The sequence below is a fragment of the Bradyrhizobium sp. USDA 4452 genome (genome assembly GCF_054063575.1).
Genome location: NZ_JBSSGK010000001.1, coordinates 1,545,486 through 1,568,851, shown reverse-complemented (window position 1 = coordinate 1,568,851; position 23,366 = coordinate 1,545,486). Strand labels below are relative to the sequence as shown.

At 65.1% G+C, this 23,366-nt stretch carries 23 protein-coding genes; 12 read left to right on the top strand and 11 right to left on the bottom strand.

All coding sequences use genetic code 11. The features are described 5' to 3' along the window. The 4 genes from ACVISU_RS07580 to ACVISU_RS07565 all read right to left on the bottom strand — a co-directional run bounded on the left by ACVISU_RS07580 (window position 1) and on the right by ACVISU_RS07565 (window position 3,832). On the bottom strand, window positions 1-1,113 hold the full coding sequence (locus tag ACVISU_RS07580; protein WP_456706504.1) for an SMP-30/gluconolactonase/LRE family protein: 1,113 nt from the start codon (window positions 1,111-1,113) through the stop codon (window positions 1-3). A 139-nt stretch (window positions 1,114-1,252) separates the two neighbouring features. Further along, complete coding sequence (locus tag ACVISU_RS07575; protein ID WP_456706503.1) at window positions 1,253-2,167, bottom strand: SDR family oxidoreductase; 915 nt, start codon at window positions 2,165-2,167, stop codon at window positions 1,253-1,255. Between the two features lie 107 nt (window positions 2,168-2,274). Further along, window positions 2,275-3,414, bottom strand: a complete 1,140-nt coding sequence (locus ACVISU_RS07570; RefSeq protein ID WP_050406753.1) for a thiolase C-terminal domain-containing protein — start codon at window positions 3,412-3,414, stop codon at window positions 2,275-2,277. A 4-nt stretch (window positions 3,415-3,418) separates the two neighbouring features. Further along, window positions 3,419-3,832: a Zn-ribbon domain-containing OB-fold protein gene (locus ACVISU_RS07565; protein ID WP_021079894.1), complete on the bottom strand. Its 414-nt coding sequence runs from the start codon at window positions 3,830-3,832 to the stop codon at window positions 3,419-3,421. Between the two features lie 222 nt (window positions 3,833-4,054). On the opposite strand from ACVISU_RS07565, the gene ACVISU_RS07560 reads away from it, so the two are divergent. From ACVISU_RS07560 to ACVISU_RS07515, 10 genes are all read left to right on the top strand, one after another. After that, window positions 4,055-5,302, top strand: coding sequence for an amino acid ABC transporter substrate-binding protein (locus ACVISU_RS07560; protein ID WP_456706502.1), 1,248 nt, complete (start codon window positions 4,055-4,057; stop codon window positions 5,300-5,302). 45 nt (window positions 5,303-5,347) lie between these two features. Further along, window positions 5,348-6,271 (top strand): branched-chain amino acid ABC transporter permease, encoded by a 924-nt coding sequence (locus ACVISU_RS07555; RefSeq protein ID WP_456706501.1) that lies wholly within the window; start codon window positions 5,348-5,350, stop codon window positions 6,269-6,271. Continuing rightward, window positions 6,264-7,184 (top strand): branched-chain amino acid ABC transporter permease, encoded by a 921-nt coding sequence (locus tag ACVISU_RS07550; RefSeq protein ID WP_050406750.1) that lies wholly within the window; start codon window positions 6,264-6,266, stop codon window positions 7,182-7,184. Before ACVISU_RS07555 ends, ACVISU_RS07550 begins: the two co-directional genes overlap by 8 nt. Further along, entirely contained in the window at window positions 7,174-7,905 is a 732-nt protein-coding gene (locus ACVISU_RS07545; RefSeq protein WP_456706500.1) for an ABC transporter ATP-binding protein, read from the top strand. The genes ACVISU_RS07550 and ACVISU_RS07545 overlap by 11 nt, the downstream gene beginning before the upstream one ends. Further along, complete coding sequence (locus ACVISU_RS07540; protein WP_456706499.1) at window positions 7,895-8,614, top strand: ABC transporter ATP-binding protein; 720 nt, start codon at window positions 7,895-7,897, stop codon at window positions 8,612-8,614. The genes ACVISU_RS07545 and ACVISU_RS07540 overlap by 11 nt, the downstream gene beginning before the upstream one ends. A 162-nt stretch (window positions 8,615-8,776) precedes the next feature. Then, window positions 8,777-10,126 carry an amidase gene (locus tag ACVISU_RS07535; protein WP_456706498.1) on the top strand — a complete coding sequence of 450 codons (1,350 nt, stop codon included), beginning with the start codon at window positions 8,777-8,779 and terminating at the stop codon, window positions 10,124-10,126. Further along, entirely contained in the window at window positions 10,119-10,805 is a 687-nt protein-coding gene (locus tag ACVISU_RS07530) for a DUF2848 domain-containing protein (protein ID WP_050406746.1), read from the top strand. The genes ACVISU_RS07535 and ACVISU_RS07530 overlap by 8 nt, the downstream gene beginning before the upstream one ends. A 157-nt stretch (window positions 10,806-10,962) precedes the next feature. Beyond that, complete coding sequence (locus ACVISU_RS07525; RefSeq protein WP_050406745.1) at window positions 10,963-11,706, top strand: 2OG-Fe(II) oxygenase; 744 nt, start codon at window positions 10,963-10,965, stop codon at window positions 11,704-11,706. Between the two features lie 11 nt (window positions 11,707-11,717). Beyond that, on the top strand, window positions 11,718-12,371 hold the full coding sequence (gene alkB / locus ACVISU_RS07520; protein ID WP_456706497.1) for a DNA oxidative demethylase AlkB: 654 nt from the start codon (window positions 11,718-11,720) through the stop codon (window positions 12,369-12,371). Window positions 12,372-12,397: 26 nt separating this feature from the next. Further along, window positions 12,398-13,612: an MFS transporter gene (locus ACVISU_RS07515; RefSeq protein WP_456706496.1), complete on the top strand. Its 1,215-nt coding sequence runs from the start codon at window positions 12,398-12,400 to the stop codon at window positions 13,610-13,612. Here the strand turns inward: ACVISU_RS07515 and ACVISU_RS07510 are convergent. The 6 genes from ACVISU_RS07510 to hpaH form a co-directional block, all read right to left on the bottom strand. After that, window positions 13,609-15,237, bottom strand: coding sequence for a thiamine pyrophosphate-dependent enzyme (locus ACVISU_RS07510; protein ID WP_456706495.1), 1,629 nt, complete (start codon window positions 15,235-15,237; stop codon window positions 13,609-13,611). The two genes, ACVISU_RS07515 and ACVISU_RS07510, sit on opposite strands and share 4 nt — an antisense overlap. Before the next feature lie 24 nt (window positions 15,238-15,261). After that, window positions 15,262-16,134, bottom strand: coding sequence for a fumarylacetoacetate hydrolase family protein (locus tag ACVISU_RS07505; RefSeq protein WP_456706494.1), 873 nt, complete (start codon window positions 16,132-16,134; stop codon window positions 15,262-15,264). Window positions 16,135-16,200: 66 nt separating this feature from the next. Beyond that, window positions 16,201-17,184: a 3,4-dihydroxyphenylacetate 2,3-dioxygenase gene (hpaD, locus tag ACVISU_RS07500; RefSeq protein ID WP_456706493.1), complete on the bottom strand. Its 984-nt coding sequence runs from the start codon at window positions 17,182-17,184 to the stop codon at window positions 16,201-16,203. A gap of 107 nt (window positions 17,185-17,291) precedes the next feature. Continuing rightward, window positions 17,292-18,836 (bottom strand): 5-carboxymethyl-2-hydroxymuconate semialdehyde dehydrogenase, encoded by a 1,545-nt coding sequence (gene hpaE, locus ACVISU_RS07495; RefSeq protein WP_456706492.1) that lies wholly within the window; start codon window positions 18,834-18,836, stop codon window positions 17,292-17,294. After that, on the bottom strand, window positions 18,829-19,227 hold the full coding sequence (locus ACVISU_RS07490; protein WP_456706491.1) for a 5-carboxymethyl-2-hydroxymuconate isomerase: 399 nt from the start codon (window positions 19,225-19,227) through the stop codon (window positions 18,829-18,831). The genes hpaE and ACVISU_RS07490 overlap by 8 nt, the downstream gene beginning before the upstream one ends. A gap of 21 nt (window positions 19,228-19,248) precedes the next feature. Further along, window positions 19,249-20,055 (bottom strand): 2-oxo-hept-4-ene-1,7-dioate hydratase, encoded by an 807-nt coding sequence (gene hpaH, locus ACVISU_RS07485; RefSeq protein WP_456706490.1) that lies wholly within the window; start codon window positions 20,053-20,055, stop codon window positions 19,249-19,251. A gap of 110 nt (window positions 20,056-20,165) precedes the next feature. On the opposite strand from hpaH, the gene hpaR reads away from it, so the two are divergent. Beyond that, window positions 20,166-20,699, top strand: coding sequence for a homoprotocatechuate degradation operon regulator HpaR (hpaR, locus tag ACVISU_RS07480; RefSeq protein ID WP_456706489.1), 534 nt, complete (start codon window positions 20,166-20,168; stop codon window positions 20,697-20,699). Between the two features lie 27 nt (window positions 20,700-20,726). Here the strand turns inward: hpaR and ACVISU_RS07475 are convergent, their stop codons facing one another. Beyond that, on the bottom strand, window positions 20,727-21,722 hold the full coding sequence (locus ACVISU_RS07475; protein ID WP_456706488.1) for a GntR family transcriptional regulator: 996 nt from the start codon (window positions 21,720-21,722) through the stop codon (window positions 20,727-20,729). 289 nt (window positions 21,723-22,011) lie between these two features. Between ACVISU_RS07475 and ACVISU_RS07470 the strand changes: the two genes are divergently transcribed. Continuing rightward, entirely contained in the window at window positions 22,012-23,157 is a 1,146-nt protein-coding gene (locus tag ACVISU_RS07470; protein ID WP_050406736.1) for an ABC transporter substrate-binding protein, read from the top strand. The last annotated feature ends 209 nt before the right edge of the window (window positions 23,158-23,366 follow it).

The following is a 23,366-nucleotide window of genomic DNA, read 5'->3' as shown; positions in this document are numbered from 1 at the left end:
TTAGCAGTTGTGCGCGCCCTTCGTCTCCACATAGACCGCGTAGAGTGACTGGCTCGCAGTCATGAACAGCCGGTTGCGCTTCTTGCCGCCGAAGGTGAGGTTGGCGCAGGTTTCCGGCAGCAGGATCTGGCCGATACGCGCGCCGTCGGGCGCGAACACCTGCACGCCGTCATAGCCCGGTCCGACCCAGCCGGCGCCGACCCAGATGTTGCCGTCGATGTCGACGCGCAGGCCGTCGGGGAAACCCGACTTGCCGTCCAGCGTCATGTCGATCAGCGTGCGAGGGTTCGAGAGCTTGTCGCCGTTGAGGTCGTACTGCCACACGATGTTCTTGGCGTTCGGATAGTGCGTGGTGCCGGTGTCGCAGACATAGACCTTCTTGTAGTCGTGGCTGAAGGCGATGCCGTTCGGCTTGAATGGCTCGTCGGCGACCTTGGTGATCTGGCCGGTCGCAGCGTCGATGCGGTAGACGGCTTCCTTCTGGTAGGGCTGAACCGAGCCGGTGTTGGCGCGCTGGCCCTCGTAGATCGAGACTGCGCCGTAGCCGGGATCGGTGAACCAGATCGACTTGTCGTTGGGATGGACGACCATGTCGTTCGGTCCGTTGAGCTGCTTGCCATTGGCCTGCTCGGCCAGCGACGTGACGGTTCCGTCGTGCTCGTACCGCACCAGCCGCGTGCGCTCGGCCGTGATCTGGCGGCCCTCGAAATCGAAGGTCGAGCCGTTGGCCTCGTTCGACGGCTTGTGGAACTGCTCGGAGATGTGGCCGTCATCGTCGAGATAGCGCAACTGCCGGTTGGCCGGGATGTCGCTCCACACCAGATACTGGCCCTGCGCGTTCCAGGCCGGGCCTTCAGCCCAGAGGCAGCCGGTGTACAGACGCTTGATCGCGGTGTTGCCGACCTTGGCCTTGAAGCGCTTGTCGTCGATCACGACGATGTCCGGATCGGGATAACGCTGCGGCTCCGCGTTGCGGCCGTAATCGCGCGCGGCGGCATCGGATGCAGCCATCGCAGTTGCAACAAGCGCGGTTGCACCGCGCAAGATGGCTCGACGGTCGAACGCCTTCGCGCCGTCGCTCTCGTGTTGCTCTGTGTTGTTTGGATTTGTCACGAAAGTCCTCCCAGGCTTTTTGTTATCGGGAGGACGATCATGCGCCGGCAATTCGGGCACAATGCGGGCGTGCTATAAAGAAACAACCAAAGAGAGCGCCGCCTCGACGGATTCGCCGAGGCGACTTTTCATATAACTGTCAGATCGGATCCCAGGTGAAGACATCGGCCGAGCGGTCGAGCTTGGCGAACGATCCCTTCAGCGCCGGCATGCCGTGCTCGGCAATGGTCTGCGGCGTCCAGCCTTCGCCGCGATGCACCGAGCGCACCGGACGATGCTGGCCGAACAGGAAGATCTCGTTCATGCGCACGCCGAAGATCTGCCCGGTGACGTCCTTGGCGGCGTCCGAAAGCAGATAGGCGCAGACCGGCGCGATCTTCTCCGGGCCCATCTGCTTGATCTTCTCGACGCGCGCCTTCTCGGCATCGGTCTCGGTCGGGATGGTGCCGATCATGCGGGTCCAGGCGAACGGCGACACGCAGTTCGAGCGCACGTTGAAGCGGCCCATGTCGAGCGCGATCGACTTCGACAGGCCGACGATGCCAAGCTTGGCGGCGGCGTAGTTGGCCTGGCCGTAATTGCCGATCAGGCCGGAGGTCGAGGTGAAGTGCACGAACGAGCCCGACTCCTGCTCGCGGTAGATGCGCGCGGCGGCGTGCGAGACATAGAACGAGCCCATCAGATGCACCTTGATGACGGCCTCGAAGGCTTCCACGCTCATCTTGTGGAAGATCATGTCGCGCAGGATGCCGGCATTGTTGACGACGCCGTCGAGCCTGCCGAAATGATCGGTCGCGGTCTTCACGATCTTGCTGGCGGGAACGGCTTCCGCCACCGACTCGAAATTGGCAACGGCCGTGCCGCCGCGCTTCTTGATCTCCTCGACCACCTCCTCGGCGGCCGCTGCGCTCGAGCCGCCACCGTCGGCCGCGCCACCGGGATCGTTGACCACGACCTTGGCGCCTTCCGCCGCGCAGAGCAGCGCTATCTCGCGGCCGATGCCGCGGCCCGCGCCGGTGACGATGATGACTTTGTCCTGCAGTGATTTTGCCATGTCGATTCTCCTTGTTGCTGTCCGTCATTCCGGGGCGATGCGTCAGCATCGAACCCGGAATCTCGAGGTTCCGGGTTCGCGCTTCGCACGCCCCGGAACGACGGGTGTTACTTCTCGTTCGTAAAGATGATCGTGCCCGACGCGGCGAACATGCCGCCGACGCCGTGGCAGACCGAGATCTTCGCATTTGGCACCTGCGCCGGCGCGATGCCGCGCATCTGCCGCACGCTCTCCTGCAGCGCATACATGCCGTACATCCCCGAGTGCATGTAGCTCAGGCCGCCGCCATTGGTGTTGAGCGGCAGCTTGCCGCCGGGGCGGGTGTTGCCGTCGGCGATGAACTTGCCGGTTTCCTCATGGGGCATGAAGCCGAGGTCGCCGAGGCCGTAGAGCGGCAGATGCGCGAAGGCGTCGTAGATCATCAGATGATCGACGTCCTTGTGGGTGATGCCGGCCTCCTTGAAGGCGAGCGGGCCTGCCACCTTGAAGGCGCGCGACGAGTCGAACGTCTTCATCTGGCTGACCATCGGTGTTTCGACGCTCTCGCCGGTGCCGAGGATGTAGACCGGCTTTTGCGGGAAGTCCTTGGCGCGCTCGGCCGAGGTCAGGATCAGCGCGCCGCCGCCATCGGTGACGAGGCAGCACTGCAACAGCCGGAACGGGTAGGCGATCATCCGCGAGTTCAGGACGTCGGCGACCGTGATCGGGTCCTTCATGGTCGCGCGCGGGTTCTTCGCCGCCCATTCGCGCTGCACGACGGCGACCATCGCCAGCTGCTCATGCGTGATGCCGTGCGTCTTCATGAAACGCAGCACGGGAATCGGGAACATGCTCGGCGGCCCGTAGACGCCGAACGGCGACTCAAACTGGCCGTTGAGGCTGTCGGGTGCGGTGAAGCGGGGCTGCTTGCCGATCATCGACTTGCCGCTCTCGGCATGGGTGATCAGCACGGTGTTGCAGAGGCCGGCCTCGATCGCGGCGGCGGCGTGGCGGACATGCAGCATGAAGGAGCAGCCGCCGACCGAGGTGCCGTCGACCCAGGTCGGCGTGATGCCGAGATAGTGCGCCATCTGCTGCGGGGTCTCGACCGCGGTGGCGAAGCCGTCGATGTCGGACAGCTTCAGGCCGGCGTCCGCGATCGCATTCAGCGCCGCGTCCGCGTGCAGCTGAATCTGCGACATGTTCGGGATGACCCCGAGTTCGGTGGTTTCGGCCGCACCGACGACGGCAACCTGGTTCCTGCGCATCACATTACCCCTTTGCCGGGCGGAACAAAGGAAGGGTGATCTTGTCATCGAGCGCCTCGAAGGCGACCTCGAGCGGCATGTCGAGCTCGAGCGCTTCCGGCGTCTGCGGACAATCGATGATGTTGCTCATCATGCGCGGGCCTTCGTCGAGCTCGACGATGGCGATCGCGTAAGGCGGCGTGAAGCCGGGGGCGGCGGGACGGTGGTTGATGACGTAGCTGTAGAGCTTGCCCTTGCCGCTGGCCTTGAAGACCGAGACCTTGCGCGAGGCGCAGGAGGGGCAGAACGGCCGCGGCGGGAAGTAGACATTGGCGCAGGCGTCACAGCGCTGCAGGCGCAACTCGCCGGCCTTGGTGCCGTCCCAGAAATGCTGGGTCTCAGGTGTCGGCTTTGGTTTCGCGCGCGCGGGCTCGGCCATGTCTGATACTTCCTCCCGAAATCGTTACGGTCTTGATGCGCCATCGGACCGAGGGCCGTCAACGGTCCATCCACGCCCCGCGCAGCGGCCTGTGTCCCGCGCATGCCGCATATTCCGCCCCTCGCACAATTGCTAAGGCCGCGATGCTTGTGTCGCTCCGGTCCGGCGCGTAGAAGGGCCGCGGTCCACGAGACGTCCAAGATACCCGGGAGGAATCATATCATGCTGAGGATCATCGGCGCGGCACTCGCTGCCAGCCTCGCATTTGCCACGCAGGCGGTCGCCGCCGACGCACCGTCGGAGATCAAGATCGGCACGCTCTACGCATCCTCGGGGCGCTATGCCTCGATCTCGATGCCGGTCTACAGCTCGCTCAAATTGTGGGTCGAGCAGAAGAACGCCGAGGGTGGCGTCTTCGTGAAGGCGTTCGACAAGAAGATCCCGATCAAGCTCATCTCCTACGACGACCAGAGCAACACCGCGACGGCCTCGACGCTTTATAACCAGCTCGTCACCCAGGATAAGGTCGACCTCCTGGTCGCCGATTCCGGGTCGGTGCTGACCGCGCCGGCCGTTGCGATCGCGCGCGACCACAAGATGTTCCTGTTCGACCAGACCGGCACCGGCGCGAGCTTCTTCTCCAAGGACAATCCCTACATCGCGCTGATGGCCGACCCGGTGTCGACGGTCTGGCCGAAGCCGGTCGCTGATTTCATCAGCCATGATGGTCCGGGCCTCGGCATCAAGAAGGTCGCCATCCTCTACGCGACCAACGAGTTCACCGGCACCCAGGCCAACGCGTTCCGCAAGTTCGTCAAGGAGTCCGGCGCGCCGATCGAGATCGTCTACGATCAGGGCGTGCCGACCGAGACCACCAACTACAACGTCATCATCAACAACATCAGCAACGCCAATCCCGACGCGGTGATCCATTTCGGCTACGCACCCAACGACATCGCCTTCCTGCGCAACGTCCAGGATGTCGGCACCAAGTTCAAGATGCTGTTCGCGATCTATGCCGGCCTCGAGACCGAGCTGCTCGAGAAGAACGTCGGCGCCAAGGGGCTGGAGCACATCTGGACCTATGTGCCGCCGTCCGAGCTGGATTATCCCGTCAATTTCGGGATGACCATGAAGGATTTCCGCGCCGCCTGGCTGAAGAAGTACAATGACGGCAAGATGGAGTTCGGCTTCAACGCGGTGGCCGGTTACACCACGGCGCTGGTGATCGAGAAGACGCTGTCGGTTGCGACCAGCCTCGACCAGATGGAGCTGCGCCGCGCGGTATTCTCGCTCTCAGGCCAGCTCAAGACGCTGGACGGGACCTTCGCGCTGGATGAAACGGGCGGGCAGATCGGCGAATTGACGCCGCTCGGCCAGCTCACGGTCGACGAGCACGATCACATCAAGTTCGTCTCGATCTATCCGCACGAGACCGCCACCGGCAAGCCGATCTATCCGGCGCCGTGATGCAGTCTGGGGCGGCAGGCGCAATCTCCGGCGGCGAGCGATAGCATGACCTATGCGCTCGTTGCCGGCGTGCTGTTCGGGCTGTATTTCAGCCTGGTCGGCATCGGTCTCAATCTCGTGTTCGGCGTCATGCGCATCGTCAATCTTGCGCATGGCGACATCCTGATGCTGGGCGCCTTCATCGCGCTCGGCGTGGTCGGCATTGCCGGCATCGACCCGCTGTTCGCGGTGCCGCTGGCGTTCGGGGTCTTCGTGCTGGCGGGCGTGCTGCTGTACTGGGTGCTGGTGCCGCGGCTGCAGGGCTCGGCCAATCCGGAAATGCTGTCGATCATCCTGTTCTTCGGCCTGTCGCAGGTGATCGAAGCCGTCACCACGATCTTTGCCGGCACCAGCGAGCGCTCGATCCAGAGCCGGCTGCTCGGCACCGTGTTCACGACCATCAAGGTCAAGTGGTTCGGCGGCAAGGCCGGCGGGGCAGGGCCGATCCAGATCTTCGGCCAGGGCTTTCCTGCACCCTGGGTGATCGCGGCCATCACCAGCCTGATCGCGATTGGATTTGTCTATCTCTATCTCTACCACACGCGGCTCGGCACCCTGACCCGCGCGGTGATGTCACGCCGTGACGAGGCCTTGGCGACCGGCATCGATGTCGATCGCGTCTCGGCGGCGGCGTTCGGCATCGGGCTCGGCATCGCGGCGGTCGCCGGCGTGTTCGCGCCCTTCATGTTTGGCTCGGTGACGCCGGCCTTCGGCGCCGATGCGACGGTGACCTCGTTTGCGATCGTCGTGCTCGGCTCGCTCGGCAATCCGCTGGGCACCGCGCTCGGCGGCGTCGTCTATGGCCTCTGCTACATGCTTGTGCAGACCTATCTCAGTTCCTGGGCCGACCTGTTGCCCTATGTGTTGTTGATCGTGATCCTGTTGTTGCGCCCGAGCGGTCTGCTCGGAAGGCGGGTGCGCGTTGCATAATGCATCGAAGCATCTGCTGTTCATCCTGGCGCCGCTGGTGGTGGTGTTCGCACTGCTGCCCGGCGTCTATCAAAATCATCTGTTGCTGTTCAACTTCGTGATCTTCCTGATCCTCGCGCAAGGCGTGAACATCATCTATGGCTTCACCGGCTATCTGCCGTTCGGCTATGTCGGCTTCTTCGGGGCCGGCGCCTATGGCTTCGCCATCATGGTGATGCATCTGCAGACGCCCGCGCCGTTGGCCGTGCTGGTCGGCGGCCTCGTCGCGGTGGCGCTCGGCCTGTTGCTGACGCCGCTGCTGCGGTTGTCGGGGGCGTATTTCGCGATCGCCAACCTTGCGGCCTCGCTCGCGGTGCTGCATTTCGTCGCCAACCCGGCGCTGGAGGGGATCACCAAGGGCCCCTACGGCGTGTCGCTGACCGGCACGTTCAACCCGACCCATGCCTATTACGCTGCCGTCATCGTGATGGCGCTGACGGTTGGCGCGGTGATCTATCTCAAGAACTCGCCGTTCGGGCTGGCACTGCAGGCGGTGCGCGAGGATGCGGTGTCGGCCTCGATGGCCGGCGTCAATATCGTGAAGATGCGGGTGATCGCCTGGCTCGCCTCGGCGCTGGTCGCGGGCCTCGCCGGAGGCATCTATGCCTGGTACGTCTCGGTGTTCTATCCCGATAACGTGTTCTCCGGCGAGTTCTCGATCTTCGCGATCGTGTTCGCGCTGTTCGGCGGGGTTGCCACCATTACCGGACCGATCGTCGGCGTGCTGATCCTCTACGGCATCTACAATCTGATCGGCTTCACTACGCCGCAATATTTCCAGCTGATCTATGGCCTCTTGATCATGGGACTGGTGCTGTTCCTGCCGGCAGGCCTGGTGTCGCTGGCAACGCGCAGGGGGTGGCATGTCCCCTGAGCAGAACTCCATCCTCAAGGTCTCCAAGCTGGTCAAGCGCTTCGGCGGCTTCCATGCGCTCGACGGCCTGAGCTTCCACGTCGTGCCCGGCGAGATCCTTGGCCTCGTCGGCCCGAACGGCTCCGGCAAGACCACGGCGATCAACGTGATCTCGGGTCTCTATGCGCCCGATGGCGGCGAGGTCGTGTTCGACGGCGCGTCCTCCGGCGGCGTCGCTTCGCACAAGCTCGTTCACCGCGGCATCAACCGCACCTTCCAGGTGCCGAAGCCGTTCCTGTCGCTCACGGTGCGCGAGAACATCCAGGTGGCGCTGGCCTATGGCGGCGCGACTGGCACGCCGCCGCCGATTGCCGAGTTGCTTGAGGAATACCGACTGAAGGAGGTCGCGGACCGTCCTGCCGCCGATCTCAACAGCGCGCAGCAGAAGATGCTCGATCTGACCCGTGCGCTGGCTACACGGCCGCGGCTATTGCTGCTCGACGAGCTCGCCGCCGGTCTCAACCCGGCCGAGCTCGACTGGATTGCCGGCCGCATCAAGGCGCTGGCCGCGACCGGCATGGCGATCATCGTGGTCGAGCATCTGATGGGCTTCATCGAGCAGATCACCGATCGCGTCATCGTGCTCAATGCGGGCAAGGAGATCTTCGAGGGCACGCTCGCCACCGCGGTGCGCGAGCCTCAGGTGATCGAGGTGTTTCTGGGAGGCGAGCATGCCCACTGATGCGGCGTCGCTTTTGGACGCCACGGGCGTCGATGCCGGCTACGGCACCATGCAGGTATTGTGGGGCGTCGATCTCGACGTCCGCCCCGGCGAGACCGTGCTTTTGCTCGGTGCCAATGGCGCGGGCAAGACCACCTTCCTGAAGTCGCTGGTCGGCCTGATCGAGGCCCGTAGCGGCCACATCAAGCTCGGCGGCGAGGACATCACCAAGATGCGATCTTCGGATCGCATGAAGCGCGGCATGACCTACATGTCGGAGCTTGCGGTGTTTCCCGATCTGTCGATCGAGGAGAACATCCGCGTCGGCGCGCAGGCGCTCGGCCACACCAATCCAGGTGCGCGGGTCGACGAACTATACGGCCTGTTCCCGGTGCTGCGCGACAAGCGCCGCGACCCGGCCTCCAGCCTGTCCGGCGGCCAGCGCAAGATGCTCGGCATCGCCAAGGCGCTGTCGGCCGAGCCGAAGCTGCTTGTGATGGATGAGCCCTCGGCCGGGCTGTCGCCGCTGTTCGTCAAGGAGGTGCTCCGCGCCCTGTCGAGCCTGCAGGGCCGCGGACTGGCGCTCCTGATCGCCGAGCAAAATATCGGTTTTCTCGAGATTGCCACCCGCGTATTCGTGCTGGAAGGCGGGCGGATCCGGTTCTCCGGCACGGTTGCCGAGATGAGCGGCAATGAGGAGCTGCACCGGGCCTATTTCGGGCTGAAGTGACGCTGGCGGAAGCGTTCTCGAGCGAAGTGGACACCGGTTCGCGTGAAGAAAACGCGTCAAAAAAGAAGCGCTAGCGCCGATCTGGCAATCAGCGCCGGTTCGCGCCACAATCAGCTGCAAGACCGTTTGAATTGCCAGCCAGCAAGCCGTGAAGTGAAAGCCATGCCGAAAAATCCGACGCTCGCCTCCCTTGCCGCCGACCTCGCCAGCGGCGCGACCTCTGCCCGCAAGCTCGTCGAGCAATGCATCGCCAGGATCGCCGATCCGTCGGGCGAGGGCCAGCGCACCTTCACCCTGGTCGACCGCGACGCGGCGCTGGAAGCCGCCGATGCCATGGACCACCTGCGCAAGGCCAACGCCGCGCCGTCGCCCTTTGCCGGCATTCCGGTCTCGATCAAGGACCTGTTCGACATCAAGGGGCAAGTGACGCGCGCCGGCTCCCGCGCGCTGGATGATTCCGCGCCGGCGGATGCCGATGCACCCGTGGTGGCGCGGCTCAAGCGCGCCGGCTTCATCGTGATCGGCCGCACCAACATGACCGAGTTCGCCTATTCGGGTATCGGCATCAATCCGCATTACGGGACGCCGAAGAGCGCCTGGAATCGGAGCGTCGGCCATGTGCCCGGCGGCTCATCCTCGGGCGCGGCGGTCTCGATCGCCGACGGCATGGCGTTCGGCGCGCTCGGCACCGACACCGGCGGCTCGTGCCGCATTCCGGCCGCCTTCAACGGCATCGTCGGCTACAAGCCGACCCAGCGCCGGATTCCGCTCGATGGCGGCGTGCCGCTGTCGTTCACGCTGGATAGCTACGGCCCCCTGGCCAATTCAGTCGCCTGCTGCGCCGCGCTCGACGCGGTGCTGGCCGACGAGCCGGTGACGCCGCTCGCGCCGCGCCCGGTCAAGGGCATGCGGCTCGCGGTGCCGACCACGGTCGTGCTCGACGACCTCGACGATGGCGTCGCAAAGACCTTCGAGCGCGCGCTGGCCTCGCTGTCGCGTGCCGGCGCTCTGATCGAGCGGATCGAAATGCCGGAACTGCTCGATGTCGGCGTGATGAACGCCAAGGGCGGGTTTTCCGCGGCCGAGAGCTATGCCTGGCACCGCTTCCTGCTGGCGAGCAAGGGCGACATCTACGATCCGCGCGTCGCGGTGCGGATCCAGCGCGGCGAGGGCTTCCTGGCCGCCGACTATATCGACATCGTCAACGCGCGGCGGTCGTTCATCGCCCGCACCGAGGCGCGCATCGCGCCCTATGATGCGATGGTGCTGCCGACCACGGCGAATCTGCCGCCGACCATTGCGAGCCTTGCCGATGACAAGGCATTCGCCACCGAGAATCTACGCGCGCTGCGCAATCCCTCGCTGATCAACGTGCTCGACGGCTGCGCCATCTCGCTGCCCGCGCATCGCGAGGGCGAGGCACCGGTCGGCCTGATGCTCGCCGCCGCCGGCGGTTCGGATCGCCGCATCTTCGAGCTTGCGGCCGGAATGGAGACCGTCATCCGTGTTTGATCTCACCTTCACTATCGACGACAAGGGCGTCGCGACGCCGCTCACGCTGGAAATCAAACAGGCCGTGATCGCCGGTTGGACCGGCCGCGATCCGGTGGCGCGCGACAAGCACATCGCCGAGCTCGAGGCGCTCGGTATCGCGCGGCCCGCGACCACGCCGATCTATTATCGTTGCTCGGCACGCCGGCTCACTTTCGCCGATACGATCGAGGTCTGCGGCGAGGACTCCAGCGGCGAGGCCGAGTTCGTGCTGATCGGCTGGCAGGGGCGCACCTTCGTTGGCTGCGGCTCCGACCATACCGATCGCAAGGTCGAGAGCTACAGCGTCACGGTGTCGAAGCAGATGTGCGACAAGCCTGTCGCGTCTGAATTGTGGGAGCTCGAGGACGTCATCGATCACTGGGACCAGCTTATCCTGCGCTCCTGGGCCACGATCGGCGGACAGCGCGTGCTCTACCAGGAGGGCACGCTCGATCACATGCTCCCGGTCAAGGACCTGATCGCGCGCGGCTTCGACGAGGGCGCGTTGCCCGACGGCTGCGCCATGTTCGGCGGCACGTTCGCGGCCAAGGGCGGCATCCGCCCCGCGAGCCGCTTCGAGTTCGAGCTGGAAGACCCGGTGATGAAGCGCAAGATCAGCCACGGATATGACGTGGTCACGCTGCCGGTCAGGGGTTGAGCTCTTTCCGCGCGTCGTCGCGCAGAGGTGACCAGACTCTCTCCACCCGTCGTTCCTGCTTTCGCCGGGGCGACGGCGGTGATGGGGCGCAGTTCTCCGGCATTTCCCACCGGAAATCGGGTGGCGCCGACCGCGATCAGGGGCCAGATTCTGCCCTATGACAGCAGCAGCCAAAACCCTCACCCGCCCAGCCACCAGCATTCCCGCCCGCGTCGACGGGCTCGCCTGGGAACAGATCACAACCGACCTCGACGGGCAGGGATGCGCCGTCCTGGGCGGCCTGCTGACGCCGGAGGAATGCGATGCGATCGCCGCGCTCTATCCCGATGACGGCCGGTTCCGCAGCAAGGTCGTGATGGGCCGCCACGGTTTTGGCCGCGGCGAGTACAAGTATTTCTCATACCCGCTGCCGGACCTGATCGGCGAGCTGCGGCCGGCGCTCTATGCGCGGCTGACCGCCACCGCCAATCGCTGGAACCAGACGATGGGGATCGAGATCAACTACCCGCCGTCGCATGCGGCGTTCCTGAAGCGCTGCCATGACGCCGGGCAGACACGGCCGACGCCGCTGCTGCTGCAATATGGCGAGGGCGACTATAATTGCCTGCATCAGGATCTCTATGGCGAGCACGTGTTCCCGATCCAGGTCGCGATCCTTCTGTCGCAGCCGGGCAGCGATTTCACCGGCGGCGAATTCGTGCTGACCGAGCAGCGGCCGCGGATGCAGTCGCGGCCCGAGGTGGTGCCGCTGACCAAGGGCGATGCGGTAGCGTTTGCCGTGCATCATCGTCCGGTGCAGGGGACGCGCGGGCCGTATCGTGTCAATCTGCGCCATGGCGTCAGCCGGATCAGATCCGGCCATCGCCACACCGTTGGCGTGATCTTCCACGACGCAAAGTGAGCGCGCAAGGCGTGGCTGCTGATCTGTTCGAGTCCATTGGCGATGCAAGGCCGCCGCGCGAGACGATCGCGGACGGCGCGGTGCTGCTGCGCGGCTTCGTCCGGCCGTTCGAGGCCGAGCTGATCCTGGCCTTGCGTGTCATCGTCAAGCAGGCGCCGTTCCGGCATCTGATCACGCCGGGCGGCCATCGGATGTCGGTCGCGATGACCAATTGCGGCAGCGTCGGCTGGGTTTCCGATCCCAGCGGCTATCGCTACGATCCGATCGACCCTGATACGGGACAGCCTTGGCCCACGATGCCGGCGGTGTTGCGCGGGGTCGCTGCCGATGCCGCGGCTGCAGCCGGTTTCGATGGCTTTGCGCCGCAGGCCTGCCTGATCAACCGCTATGTGCCCGGCGCAAAATTGTCGCTGCATCAGGACAAGGACGAGCTCGACTACGGCGCACCGATCGTCTCGATCTCGCTCGGGCTGCCGGCAATCTTCCTGTTCGGCGGCCTGAAGCGGAGCGATACGCCGCGCCGCTATCGGCTCGAACACGGCGATGTTGCGGTGTGGGGCGGGCCGTCGCGGCTATTTTATCACGGTGTCGCAGCGCTCGCTGATGGCGAGCACAGCGTGCTCGGCCGCCAGCGCATCAATTTGACCTTCCGCAAGGTGCGCTGAACCGCCGGGTGATCTAGACTTGGTAGATGACCACCAAGGCCGACCGCGCGGTCAACCGCGCCGGCGCTTATCTCGCCGTGCTGCAACTCGTGTTCACGCTGGGCTGGACCACCTACCTGATCTACCTGCCCAAGCTGTGCGCCGATGTCGGCATCGCGCCTTCAACCGTCATCCTGATCCTGATGATGGACCAGGCCATCTTCGCCGTGTCAGACACTGCGATGGGCATGGCCGCCGACAGGATATCGATCCTGGTCGGTCGTCTCGGCGTGTTCGTCGGCATCCTCGCTTCGATCTCCTGCGCCGCCTTCATCGCGCTGCCTTACGTCGCCGACACTGGGCCGGGCGCAAAAGTCTGGCTGATCGCGTCGATCGTGATCTGGGCCGTGACGTCGTCGGCCTTACGCGCGCCGCCATTGACGCTGCTCGGCAAGTATCGCGCGCAACCTTCCGTCCCGTTCCTCGCGGCGCTGGCGATGCTGGGCTACGGCATCGCGGGCGCGGTCTCGCCCTACCTCGCCGTCGTGCTGCGCGATCACGATGCGCGGCTGCCGTTCGTGCTGTCCGGCGCCGTGCTGCTGCTGACCGCGCTGGCGTTCTCAGGGATCGAACGCCGCGTCGCCGAGGATGTGCAGCCGGAGCGGCTCCCGCCACCGGCCCAGCGGCTCGGCGCGGTGCCGATGTTCCTTATCGGATCGCTGGTTCTGCTCTCGCTCGGCTATCAACTGCACTTCAACATCAACAGCGCCCCGTTCTATCTCCGCTTCGCCAAGCCGGACGAGCTGCAATGGTTGATGCCGGTGTTCTGGATCGGCTTCAACATCGCGATGTTCCCGGCGAGTATAGTCGTCAAGCATCGCGGCGGCCTGATCGCGATGGGCGCGGCGGGACTGCTTGGCGCATTCGCCATCGTTGCCGCGGAGATCGCCGGCAGCCTCAACGTGCTGATCGTGGCGCAGTTCATGGCGGGCGCGGCCTGGGGCTGCATGCTGATGAGCGCAGTGTCCGCGGCGCTTGCGATCGGGGAGACCGGTGCCGAAGGTAAGGTCACGGGCCTCGTGTTCTCGGCGCTGGCGCTCGCGACGTTTGCTCGGATGGCGGCGGTTGCCGGTGGCTTGCAGAAGCTGCCGGATTATGCGCCGCTGGTGCATTGGGCGCCGGTCGCCTGCTGGTCGGTCGCCGGCGCCGGCCTGCTGGTGATCGCCGCGTCGCGGGCGCAACGCGGCGTGCAGGGTGCCTAGTTGTTTCGTGCCGGATGGATGAACGCCCAGGGCGAGACTTCGGAATCGGTCGGCACTTCCACCGAGATCACGTAGGGCCCGCCGTCGGCCAGGGCCTTCTCCAGCACCGGGCGGAACTGATCCGGCGAGGTGACGCGCGCGGCGCCGGCGCCGAAGGATTCCGCGAGCTTGACGAAATCAGGATTGACCAGGTTCGAGGCGACGACGCGGCCGTCGAAATGCTGGCGCTGGTCGCGGCGGACATTGCCGTAAGCATTGTTGTTGAACACCAGCGTCACCACGCCGATCTTGAACTGCACGGCGGTAGCGAGCTCCTGCACGCCGAACATGAAGCCACCGTCACCGGTGATCGCGACCACTGGCCTGTCCGGGTTGGCGACCTTGGCGCCGAGCGCGGTCGGGAAACCCGAGCCGAGCGTGCCCTGATAGCCCGACGTGATGAAGGTGCGCGGCTCGTAGATCGGAAAACCGTACCACGACGCAAAGCCGACCTGCGACAGCTCGTCGGTGACGATGGCGTTGGCCGGCAGCACCTCACGCAGGATCTTCAGATAGGCCATCTGCGGCTGGATGCGCTGTATCTCGTGTTCGGCGGCTGCGGTCGCCTCGCGGATCGCGGCGCGGCGTCCCGCGATCTTGCTGTAGCCCGCCTTGTGCACGGCCGAGACGAGATCGGCGGTGCCGGCCTTGGCGTCCGCGATCACGCCGGCGTCGGCGGGCCAACGTCTCAGCTCGACCGGATCGATGTCGATCCGCACGCATTTCAGGCCGGCAGGCTGATAGGGCCAGCGCGACATCGTCGGCAACTCCATGCGGGTGCCGATGCCGATCATCAAATCTGTCTTCGGCCACAGCTTGTAGGCCGCGGCCATCGTGAGTCCGAGCTCGTGCGCGTTGGAGACGATGCCGCGGCCGCTGCGGAATGCGACCACCGGTGCGTCGATCATCTCGGCCAGTTCGAGGATTTCCTCGCCTGCCTCGATGGCGCCGCTGCCGACGAAGATCATCGGCGCCTTGCTGCCGGCGATCAGGTCGGCGGCGGCCTTGATGCGGTCCGGATCGGGCTGCGGCGCCGGCAACGGGTCGAACGGCTTGACCGCTGCAACCTGAGTGCGCTGGGTAAACACATCCCACGGCATCTCGAGCGACGCGGGACCGCGCCGGCCCGACAGCATCTCCTGGAACGCGCGCGACACCATCGCCGGCGCATTGTCGGGATATTCGATCCGGTCGGCCCATTTCACGAAGGTGCGCAAGGTCGCGAGCTGGTCCGGCATCTCGTGCAGATGGCCGCGGCCCTTGCCGAGGAATTGCGTCGGCACCTGGCCGGTCAGGCACAGCACCGGCTCGTTGCAGCCGAACGCAGTGAGCAACGCCGCCGAGGCGTTGAGCACGCCGGGGCCGGGCACCACGCTGAACACGCCGGGCCGGCCTGAGGAGCGGGCATAGCCGAACGCCATGTAGCCGCAGGCCTGCTCGTGCCGGGCGCCGACTACCTTGAGCTGCGCCTGGTGGAACGCATCGAACAGGCCATAGATCTGCGCGCCGGGCAGGCCGAACACGGTGTCGACGCCGTGGGCGACGAGGCCGTTGACGATTGCTTCGCCGCCGGATGTTGATGTCATGGCACTGTCCACTCGCTTGCGGGATTAGTTGGCTTCGTCGACGACGCCGTTGCGCAGGATGCCGACGCCTTCGGCCTCGACCTCGACGACATCACCGGGCTTCAGATAGCGCGGCGGATCGAACCGCGCGCCTGCGCCGGTCGGCGTTCCCGTGACGATGATGTCGCCGGGAACCAGCGTCGTGAAGGTCGAGATGTAGTTGATGAGGTAGCGGAAGCCGAAGATCAAGCGCGAGGTGCGGTCGTCCTGCCTGACCTCACCGTTGACCCGCGTGGTCAGCCGGATATCGGCGATCTGCGCCTCGCCGGTGTAGGTCACGATCCACGGGCCGAGACTGCCGGTGGAATCGAAATTCTTGCCTTGGGTGACGTTGAACTTGGCATGGCGCACCCAGTCGCGGATGGTGCCTTCATTGCAGAGCGTGATCGCGGCGATGTGATCGAGCGCCGCGCTCTCCGGGATGTGCCGGCCGGCCTTGCCGATCACCAGCACCAGTTCGCCCTCATAGTCGAGCTGCGGCGAGACGCGCGGCCGCACCACCGGCGTGTTGTGGCCGACGAAGGAGCGCGGCACCCGCAGGAACATGCTCGGAAATTTCGGCGCGTCCGAGCCGTCCTTGTACTCGGCATTGCGATCCGGATAGTTGACGCCGATGCAGATGATCTTGTCCGGCGCCGGGATCGGCGGCTGCCAGGTGACCGCGTCCAGCGCGTGGTCGGGCGCGTGCTTGGCGGCGTCCTCAACGAGCTTGGGCAGCGCGCCGGCGGCGATCGCCTCGCGCAGCGTCGGATAGTTCTTGGCGAAGCGCGACGAGAGGTCGACGATGCCGGTATCGGTGACGGCGCCATAGCTGGTGGTGCCGTTGACGGAGTAGGTGGCGAGGCGAGGAGAGGGCATCAGCAGTCCCATAATTGGTGTCGTCCCGGCTTTCGCCGGGACGGTGAGGGGATGGGGTCTTGTGCACTAATCCGCGACCAGCACGTCGGCGACGAAGCGCGGTTCGCGCACCGTTTGGCCGGCGAAGGTCGAACCTTCCTCGAACCAGGAGCGCGGCGCCGGCGCGCCCCACAGCGTCTGGCGGCGCGGATCGCGCAGCGACCAGCGCAACGGCTCGTGGTCGTGATCGCCGGTGAAATAATCGCTGGTGTAGAGCTCGATGCGGTGGCCGTCGGGATCGCGGATGTAGAGGAAGAAGGCGTTGGAGATGCCGTGCCGGCCCGGGCCGCGCTCGATGTTCTTGAGGAAGCCGGAGGAGGCCATCACGTCGCAGAGGTGCACGATGTTCATCGCGGTCGGCACCCAATAGGCGATGTGGTGCAAGCGCGGGCCACGACCGTTGGTGATGGCGAAGTCGTGGACATTGCCCTTGCGATGCATCCAGGCGGCGGCGATGCGCCCCTGGTCGCCGTCCTCCTCGGCATATTCGGTGAGGCGGAAGCCGAGCCGGGCGTAGAAGTCGACGGTGTCCTGCACCTCGGCGGCGAATACGTTGAAATGGTCGAGCCGCTGCGGATGGCAGCCCTTGTAGAGATCGTAGCGCCGCAACAGATGCGGGCGCTTCTCCATCGTAGCGTAGAGCTCGATCTGGAAGCCGAACGGATCGGCGAATTGCAGCGTGCGGCCCTGGAACGGCTGGTCGACGAAAGCGTAGGCGATGCCGTTCTCCGAGAAGAAGGCGGCCGCCTTGTCGAGGTCGCCGTCATTGCCGACCTTGAAGCCGAGCCGGTTGCAGGCAGCCTTCGCAGCCTTGCGCAGCACCACCGAGTGATGCTGGTGCTCCTCGCTGGCGCGCAGATAGACCGATTTGTCGTCGCGGTCCTCGATGTGGAGGCCGACGGTCTTCTCGTAGAAGGCGGCGCTCTTCTCCAGGTCCGTGACGTCGAGCACGGCATGGCTGCAGCGGATGATGTTGAACGGCGGATCGAAGACGTGTATCGGAACGGGCATCGGTGTTTCCCCTCAATTTTATTCGTCATTCCGGGCTCGCGAAGCGAGAACGCGGAATCTCGAGGTTCCGGGTTTGCCGCTACGCGCCGCCCCGGAACGACGTGCAATCAAATTCCCAGTTTCTGGATCTTGTGCGTCCCGCGCGCGAGCGAGACGTGCTTGGTTTCCATGTAGAAGTCGAACGAGTAGTCGCCGCCGTCGCGGCCGATGCCGGAGGCTTTCATGCCGCCGAACGGGGTTGGCAGATGGCGGACGTTTTCCGAGTTGAGCCAGATCATGCCGGCTTCCAGTGCATCGGCGACACGGAGCGCGCGGCCCATCTCGCCGGTCCAGACATAGCCGGTCAGGCCGTATTGCACGCCGTTGGCGATCTCGATCGCGTCGGCTTCGTCCTTGAACGGGATCACGGTCAGGAACGGACCGAACACTTCTTCCTGGGCGACACGCATCTTTGCGTTCGCGCCGGTGACCAGCGTCGGCTGCACATAATGTCCGCCGCCGGGGCCGTCATGCGGCTTGCCGCCGACCGCGATCGTGGCGCCGTCCTTCTGCGCGACGTCGAAATAGCTGCAAACCTTGGCGAGATGCCGCTCGTGGATCAGAGGCCCGATCTCGGTTGCGGGATCGAGGGGATGACCGACCTTGAGCGCCTTCACGCGCGCGGTCAGCTTCTCGATGAATCTGTCGGCGATGCTCTCCTGAACCAGCAGCCGGCTCGATGAGGTGCAGCGTTCGCCGTTGAGCGAGTAGATCATGAACACGACGGCATCGAGCGCGCGGTCGAGGTCGGCATCGTCGAACACGATCACCGGGTTCTTGCCGCCGAGCTCGAAATGCACTCGCTTCAGGGTCGGCGCGCCCTGCGCCATGATTGCCGAGCCCGTCGAGCTCTCGCCGACGAAGCCGATCGCCTTGATCGCGGGGTGCTCGGTCAGCGCCTTGCCGGCGTCCTCGCCGAAGCCGTGCACGGTGTTGAAGACGCCGTCCGGCATGCCGGCCTGTTTTGCGAGTTTGACCAGCAGATCAGCGGTGACCGGCGACCATTCCGCCGGCTTGTGCACCACCGTGCAGCCCGCGGCGAGCGCCGGCGCGATCTTCCAGGTCGAGAGCATGAAGGGCGTGTTCCACGGCGTGATCACGCCGACCGGGCCGATCGGCACGCGGGTGGAGATGTTCCAGTGCTCGTCCGAGGGGGTGTTGAGGCCGTCGCGGGCCTCGGCGCATTTGTCGGCGAAGAAGCGGAAATTCTCCGCGGCGCGGATCGCGGCCTTGGCCATGAAGCGGTGCGCCTGGCCGGTGTCGATGCATTCGAGCACGGCGATGTCGTCGGTGCGCTCCTCGATCGCGTCAGCCACGCGATGCAGCAGCTTGCGCCGCTGCGCCGCCGGCATGTCGCGCCAGGTCTTGAAGGCCTTGGACGCGGCGGTCGCGGCACGGTCGATATCGTCGACGTTGCCGCGCGCGACGGTCGCCAGCACCGTTCCGTCGATCGGCGATTTCGTCTCGAAGGTTTGACCGGAAGCGGATGGGACGACCTTGCCGTCGATCACATTCCCAATGCCTTCTGCCTTCAGCTTCGCCAACAGCGGCCCGGCGCGATCGCGGTTGGCCTGGAACACGTCGGCTGACGATTTCGCTGTCGCTTTATCCATTGACCGTCTCCACTTTCAGTGCGTCGTGGATGTTGTTGCGTTTCCAGCTGGTTTCCTTGTCGTTGATCTGCATGTCGAAAGACAGGGCGAACTTGGCTTTGGCGAAGACCGGATCGAGATGGGCCGACAGCGCCTGGAAGATGTGCTCGCCAGCCTTCTTGCGGGTGGCGAGGTCGCGGCCTTCGCCGAGGCGGAGCACCATGTCGAGGAAGCCGTAAGTCTTGCGGCCGTCGCCGATCGCGTAGTGCTCGCACCTGATGGCGCGGACCCGGATGCCGCCGAGCGGGAAGATGCCGGTCTCGACCGCGGCCTTGCGGACCAGTTCGACGGTCGCACCCATGTCGACGAGATCGTCGAGATTGGCGGAGTATTCAATCGTGAAATGCGGCATGCAGCGCTCCTACTGATGGCGTCAGGCGAAGTAGCAGCTCACGGAACCGTAGGGTCCGTAATCGGCCTGGATGGTGTCGCCCTTGCGGGTCTCGATCGGGCGGATGAAGGAGCCGGCCAGCACGATCTGTCCGGCTTCCAGCGCCAGCCCGTTCGGGGCGATCTTGTTGGCGAGCCACGCCACCGCGGTCGCCGGATGATTCAACACGCCGGCAGCCAGACCGGTTTCCTCGAGCTGACCATTTCGGAAGCAGAGCGCGCCGATCCAGCGCAGATCGGCTTCCAGCGGGCGGATCGGCCGGCCGCCAAGCACGATGCCGGCATTGGCGGCGTTATCGGCGATCGTGTCGAAGATCTTGCGTGTCGCCTTGGTCTCGGGATCGACGCGCTCGACCCTGGTATCCAGGATCTCCAGCGCCGGCACCACGAAGTCGGTGGCGTTGAGCACGTCGAACAGCGTGCAGTTCGGCCCTGCGAGGCGATGCTTCATCACGAAGGCGAGTTCGGCCTCGACGCGGGTTGCGATGAAGCGGTCGGTCGGCACCAGGCCGCCATCGGCAAAGAACATGTCGTCGAGCAGGATGCCGGAATCCGGCTCGTCGATATTGAGCGTGCTCTGCATCGCCTTCGAGGTCAGGCCGATCTTGTGGCCCTTGACGACGCGCCCCTGCGCCACCTTCATCCCGACCCAGGCCTTCTGAATCGCGTAGGCGTCTTCGAGGGTAATGCGGGGGTATTCCAGCGACAGCTGGCGGATTTGCTTGCGGGTCTTTTCCGCGCCGTCGAGCCGTTCGGCGGCAGCGCGGATATCGTCCTTGGAAAGGGCCATGCGTGCTACACAAAAGTGGATGTCGGGAGATGATTAACATGTTAAATGAATTTCCGCAAACTGAATCAGGGCATGCTGCAGCGCAAAAGTTCGTTGCGATGGATTGAGCGATGGCGCGAAAGAATTCGAACGACATTCGGCCAGGGCAGGGCGACGACGCATCGGCACGACGGGCCCCGATGCGCGAATTCTCGCGTTCGTTGCCGATGTCGCTGCTGCGTGCGCGCGAGGCCGTGATGCGGCAGTTCCGGCCGTCGCTGCGCAATCACGGGCTGACTGAGCAGCAATGGCGGATCCTGCGGGCGCTCACCGCGGTCGACGAAATCGAGGTCACCGAGCTCGCGCGTGTGGCGTTTCTGCTCGGCCCGAGCCTGTCGCGAATCCTGCGCGACCTCGAGGCCCGCGCATTGATCGAGCGCAAGGCGGCGGAGAACGACGGGCGGCGCGCGGTGGTCTCGATCTCGGCCAAGGGGTTGAAGCTGATCGAGGCGGTGGCGCCGACATCGGAAGCGATCTACGCCGAGATCACACGGCGGTATGGCGCGCGCAAGCTTGCGGAGCTTCACGAAATGCTGGGCACGCTGGAAGCAAGTCTCGCTGGAATGAACTCGACCGATGATGCCGCGGCCCATACCGACGAGTAGTACCGGGGCTTTGCGCGGCCATGCCGCTCAGGCCATATAGGGCACGCGCGAGATCACGTTGATGGCGCGGAATTGGGCAATCCAGCCGGCGACCTTGGAGTGGGACCATTCGATATGGCGGCGCAAGGTCGCGGCGGCCGCATCGCCGTCGCGGGCGCGCAAGGCCTCGATGATCACCAGATGCTCGTCCATGAAGGAATCGATCTGCGGCGCGGTCAGTGCCACCTGGATATGCTTGCCGATCACGAACGCGCAGTGGGTGCGCTTGAGCGCTTCGATCATCTCGCGATTGACACCGTAGCCGAGGCAACGGATATGAAGATCACCCTCGATCTCGTCGAGCTCGCCGACGCCGACACGGCTGCGGAATTGGATTCCCTCGCGCAGCCGCTCCGCCATCCGGTCTAGCAGCGCGGCAGGGATCTTTGCCGCAGCGGATTTGAGCAGTAGCGGCTCTAGGGTGGCGCGCACCTCGAAGATGTCGCGGAGGCGATCCTCGTCCAAGGGCACGACATACCAATGAGCCTTGGCGCCTTTCTCCAGGACTCCGATCGCCTGCGCGCGTAACAGCAGATTGCGCGCAACCGTGCGCCCGACGCGGAAGTGCCGTGCCAATGCGAGCTCGCTGACGCGGAAGCGACCGAACAGCGAACGGTAGATGATCTCGCGTTCGAGCTTGTAATAGAGGGTGTCCCAGGCGTCGCTTCGCACCGCCTCGACCGGGCCGTCGGTCAATCCAAACATCTCCGGCGTGATCGGGACGCGCCGCGGTTCGACATTGCGCTTGCCGGCGACGACGCCGCGGCCGTCGAAGCGGCGCACCAGTCCGACGTGCTCGAGCTGTTCGAAGGCTTGCCGCACCGGCGAGCGGCTGGAGCCGAACAGGGTCGCGATCGCCGATTCGGAAAGCACCGTGCCAGGTGGCACGTTGCCAGCGCGGATGTGCTTTGCCAACGCGCTCTTGATCAGCGCGTAGGCCGGCTGCTTCCGTCTGGTCTGCGATTTCGCTCTTGGAATCGACATCGATGACTGCCCGTCGGTCACACTATCATGTGATCCCGTCATGGTCGCTGGTAGCAGGCATTTACGCACCGTTGCCAGCGAACTTTTGACTATTGCGTGCAATGTGCAATCATGTTTAGCTGTGTCAAACGCCAGATCGCTGGCCGCCGTTGCGCGTCTTGTGCGCTGCAGCGGCGCTCACGTTTGTTCGCCGCGCCGATTGATGGCTGCGGATAGCGCAACGGATCGACGCGTCAGCTCGTTTCAACGCAGCCGACATGCAAGTTCGGCGCACCAAAGGGAGGATTGAATGAAACTGACGAGGCGTGAGTTTTCCGCCGGCTTGGCGGCAGGTCTCGCTGCTCCTGCGCTGATGCGCGGCGCTTGGGCGCAAGGGGCGACCATCAAGATCGGCATGTGCGTGCCGGTGACCGGGCCGGCGGCGGAGCAGGGCCTGTGGGCCCAGAACGGCGCCAAGCTGGCGCTGGCGGCGGTCAACAAGGCCGGCGGCGTGCTCGGCAAGCAGGTCGAGCTCGTCATCGAGGACGACCAGACCACCAATCCGGGCATCGTGCTGGCGTTCTCCAAGCTCGCCGCGCAATCCGACATCGTCGCCTTCCTCGGCTCGATCCGCTCGACCCAGGTGCAGGCGATGGCGCCCGACGTGATCAAGGTCGGCAAACCCGTGATGATCGGCGGCACCAATCCCGATCTCACTCATTCCGGCAATCCCTGGCTGTTCCGCTTCCGCCCCAACGACAATTATTCCGGCCGCGTGATCGCCGATTACGGCGTCAACACGCTCGGCAAGAAGAAATGGGCGATCGTCCATTCCACCGACGCCTTCGGCACCGCGGGCGGTAAGGCACTCACCGAGGCTCTGACCAAGCTCGGCGCGCCGCCGGTGCTCGACCAGGGCTATGCCAACCAGAGCCAGGACTTCACCCCGGTCGTGCTGGCTGTGAAGCAGTCCGGCGCCGACGTGCTCGGCACCTACTTCACCTTCGAGAACGATCTCGGCATCTTTGCCCGTCAGCTGCGCCAGCTCGGCGTCAACATCCCGTGGGTCGGCTCGCCCTCGGTGGTGGCGGTCTCCTCGACCAAGCTCGCCGGTCCGGCGCTGTTCGGCACCTACGGTGTCGCCGACTTCGCTGAAGATTCGAGCGACACCGCGAAGGCGTTCGGTAAGGCCTATCGCGATGCCTACAAGACCGCGCCCGACAACCAGAGCGCCTGGCCCTATGACGCGATCACCATCCTGTCGGCGGCGATCAACAAGGCAGGCTCGACCGATCCGAACAAGATCCGCGACGCCATCCTGGCGACGCAGAAGTTCGCCGGTGCCGAAGGCGAGTACAATTTCGACAAGAACGGCGACGGCCTGCACGGCTACAATGTCGTGAAGAACGACAAGGGCAAGATCGTCTACGACAAGCACATCGACTTCAACGACTGATCTGACAGTCAGGGAGGCACGAATGGATGGGTTCCCTCCCCCCTTGCGGGGGAGGGTTAGGGAGAGGGGTAAGACGCACGGGCGGAATTCGTGGCTTACCCCTCTCTCCAACTCTCCCCCGCAAGGGGGGAGAGAGCCCTACCACCTCCCGAACGACAATCACTTCGATCCGGCTGGTGCCGGGATGTTCGCTTCGCCTCTCAATCGAG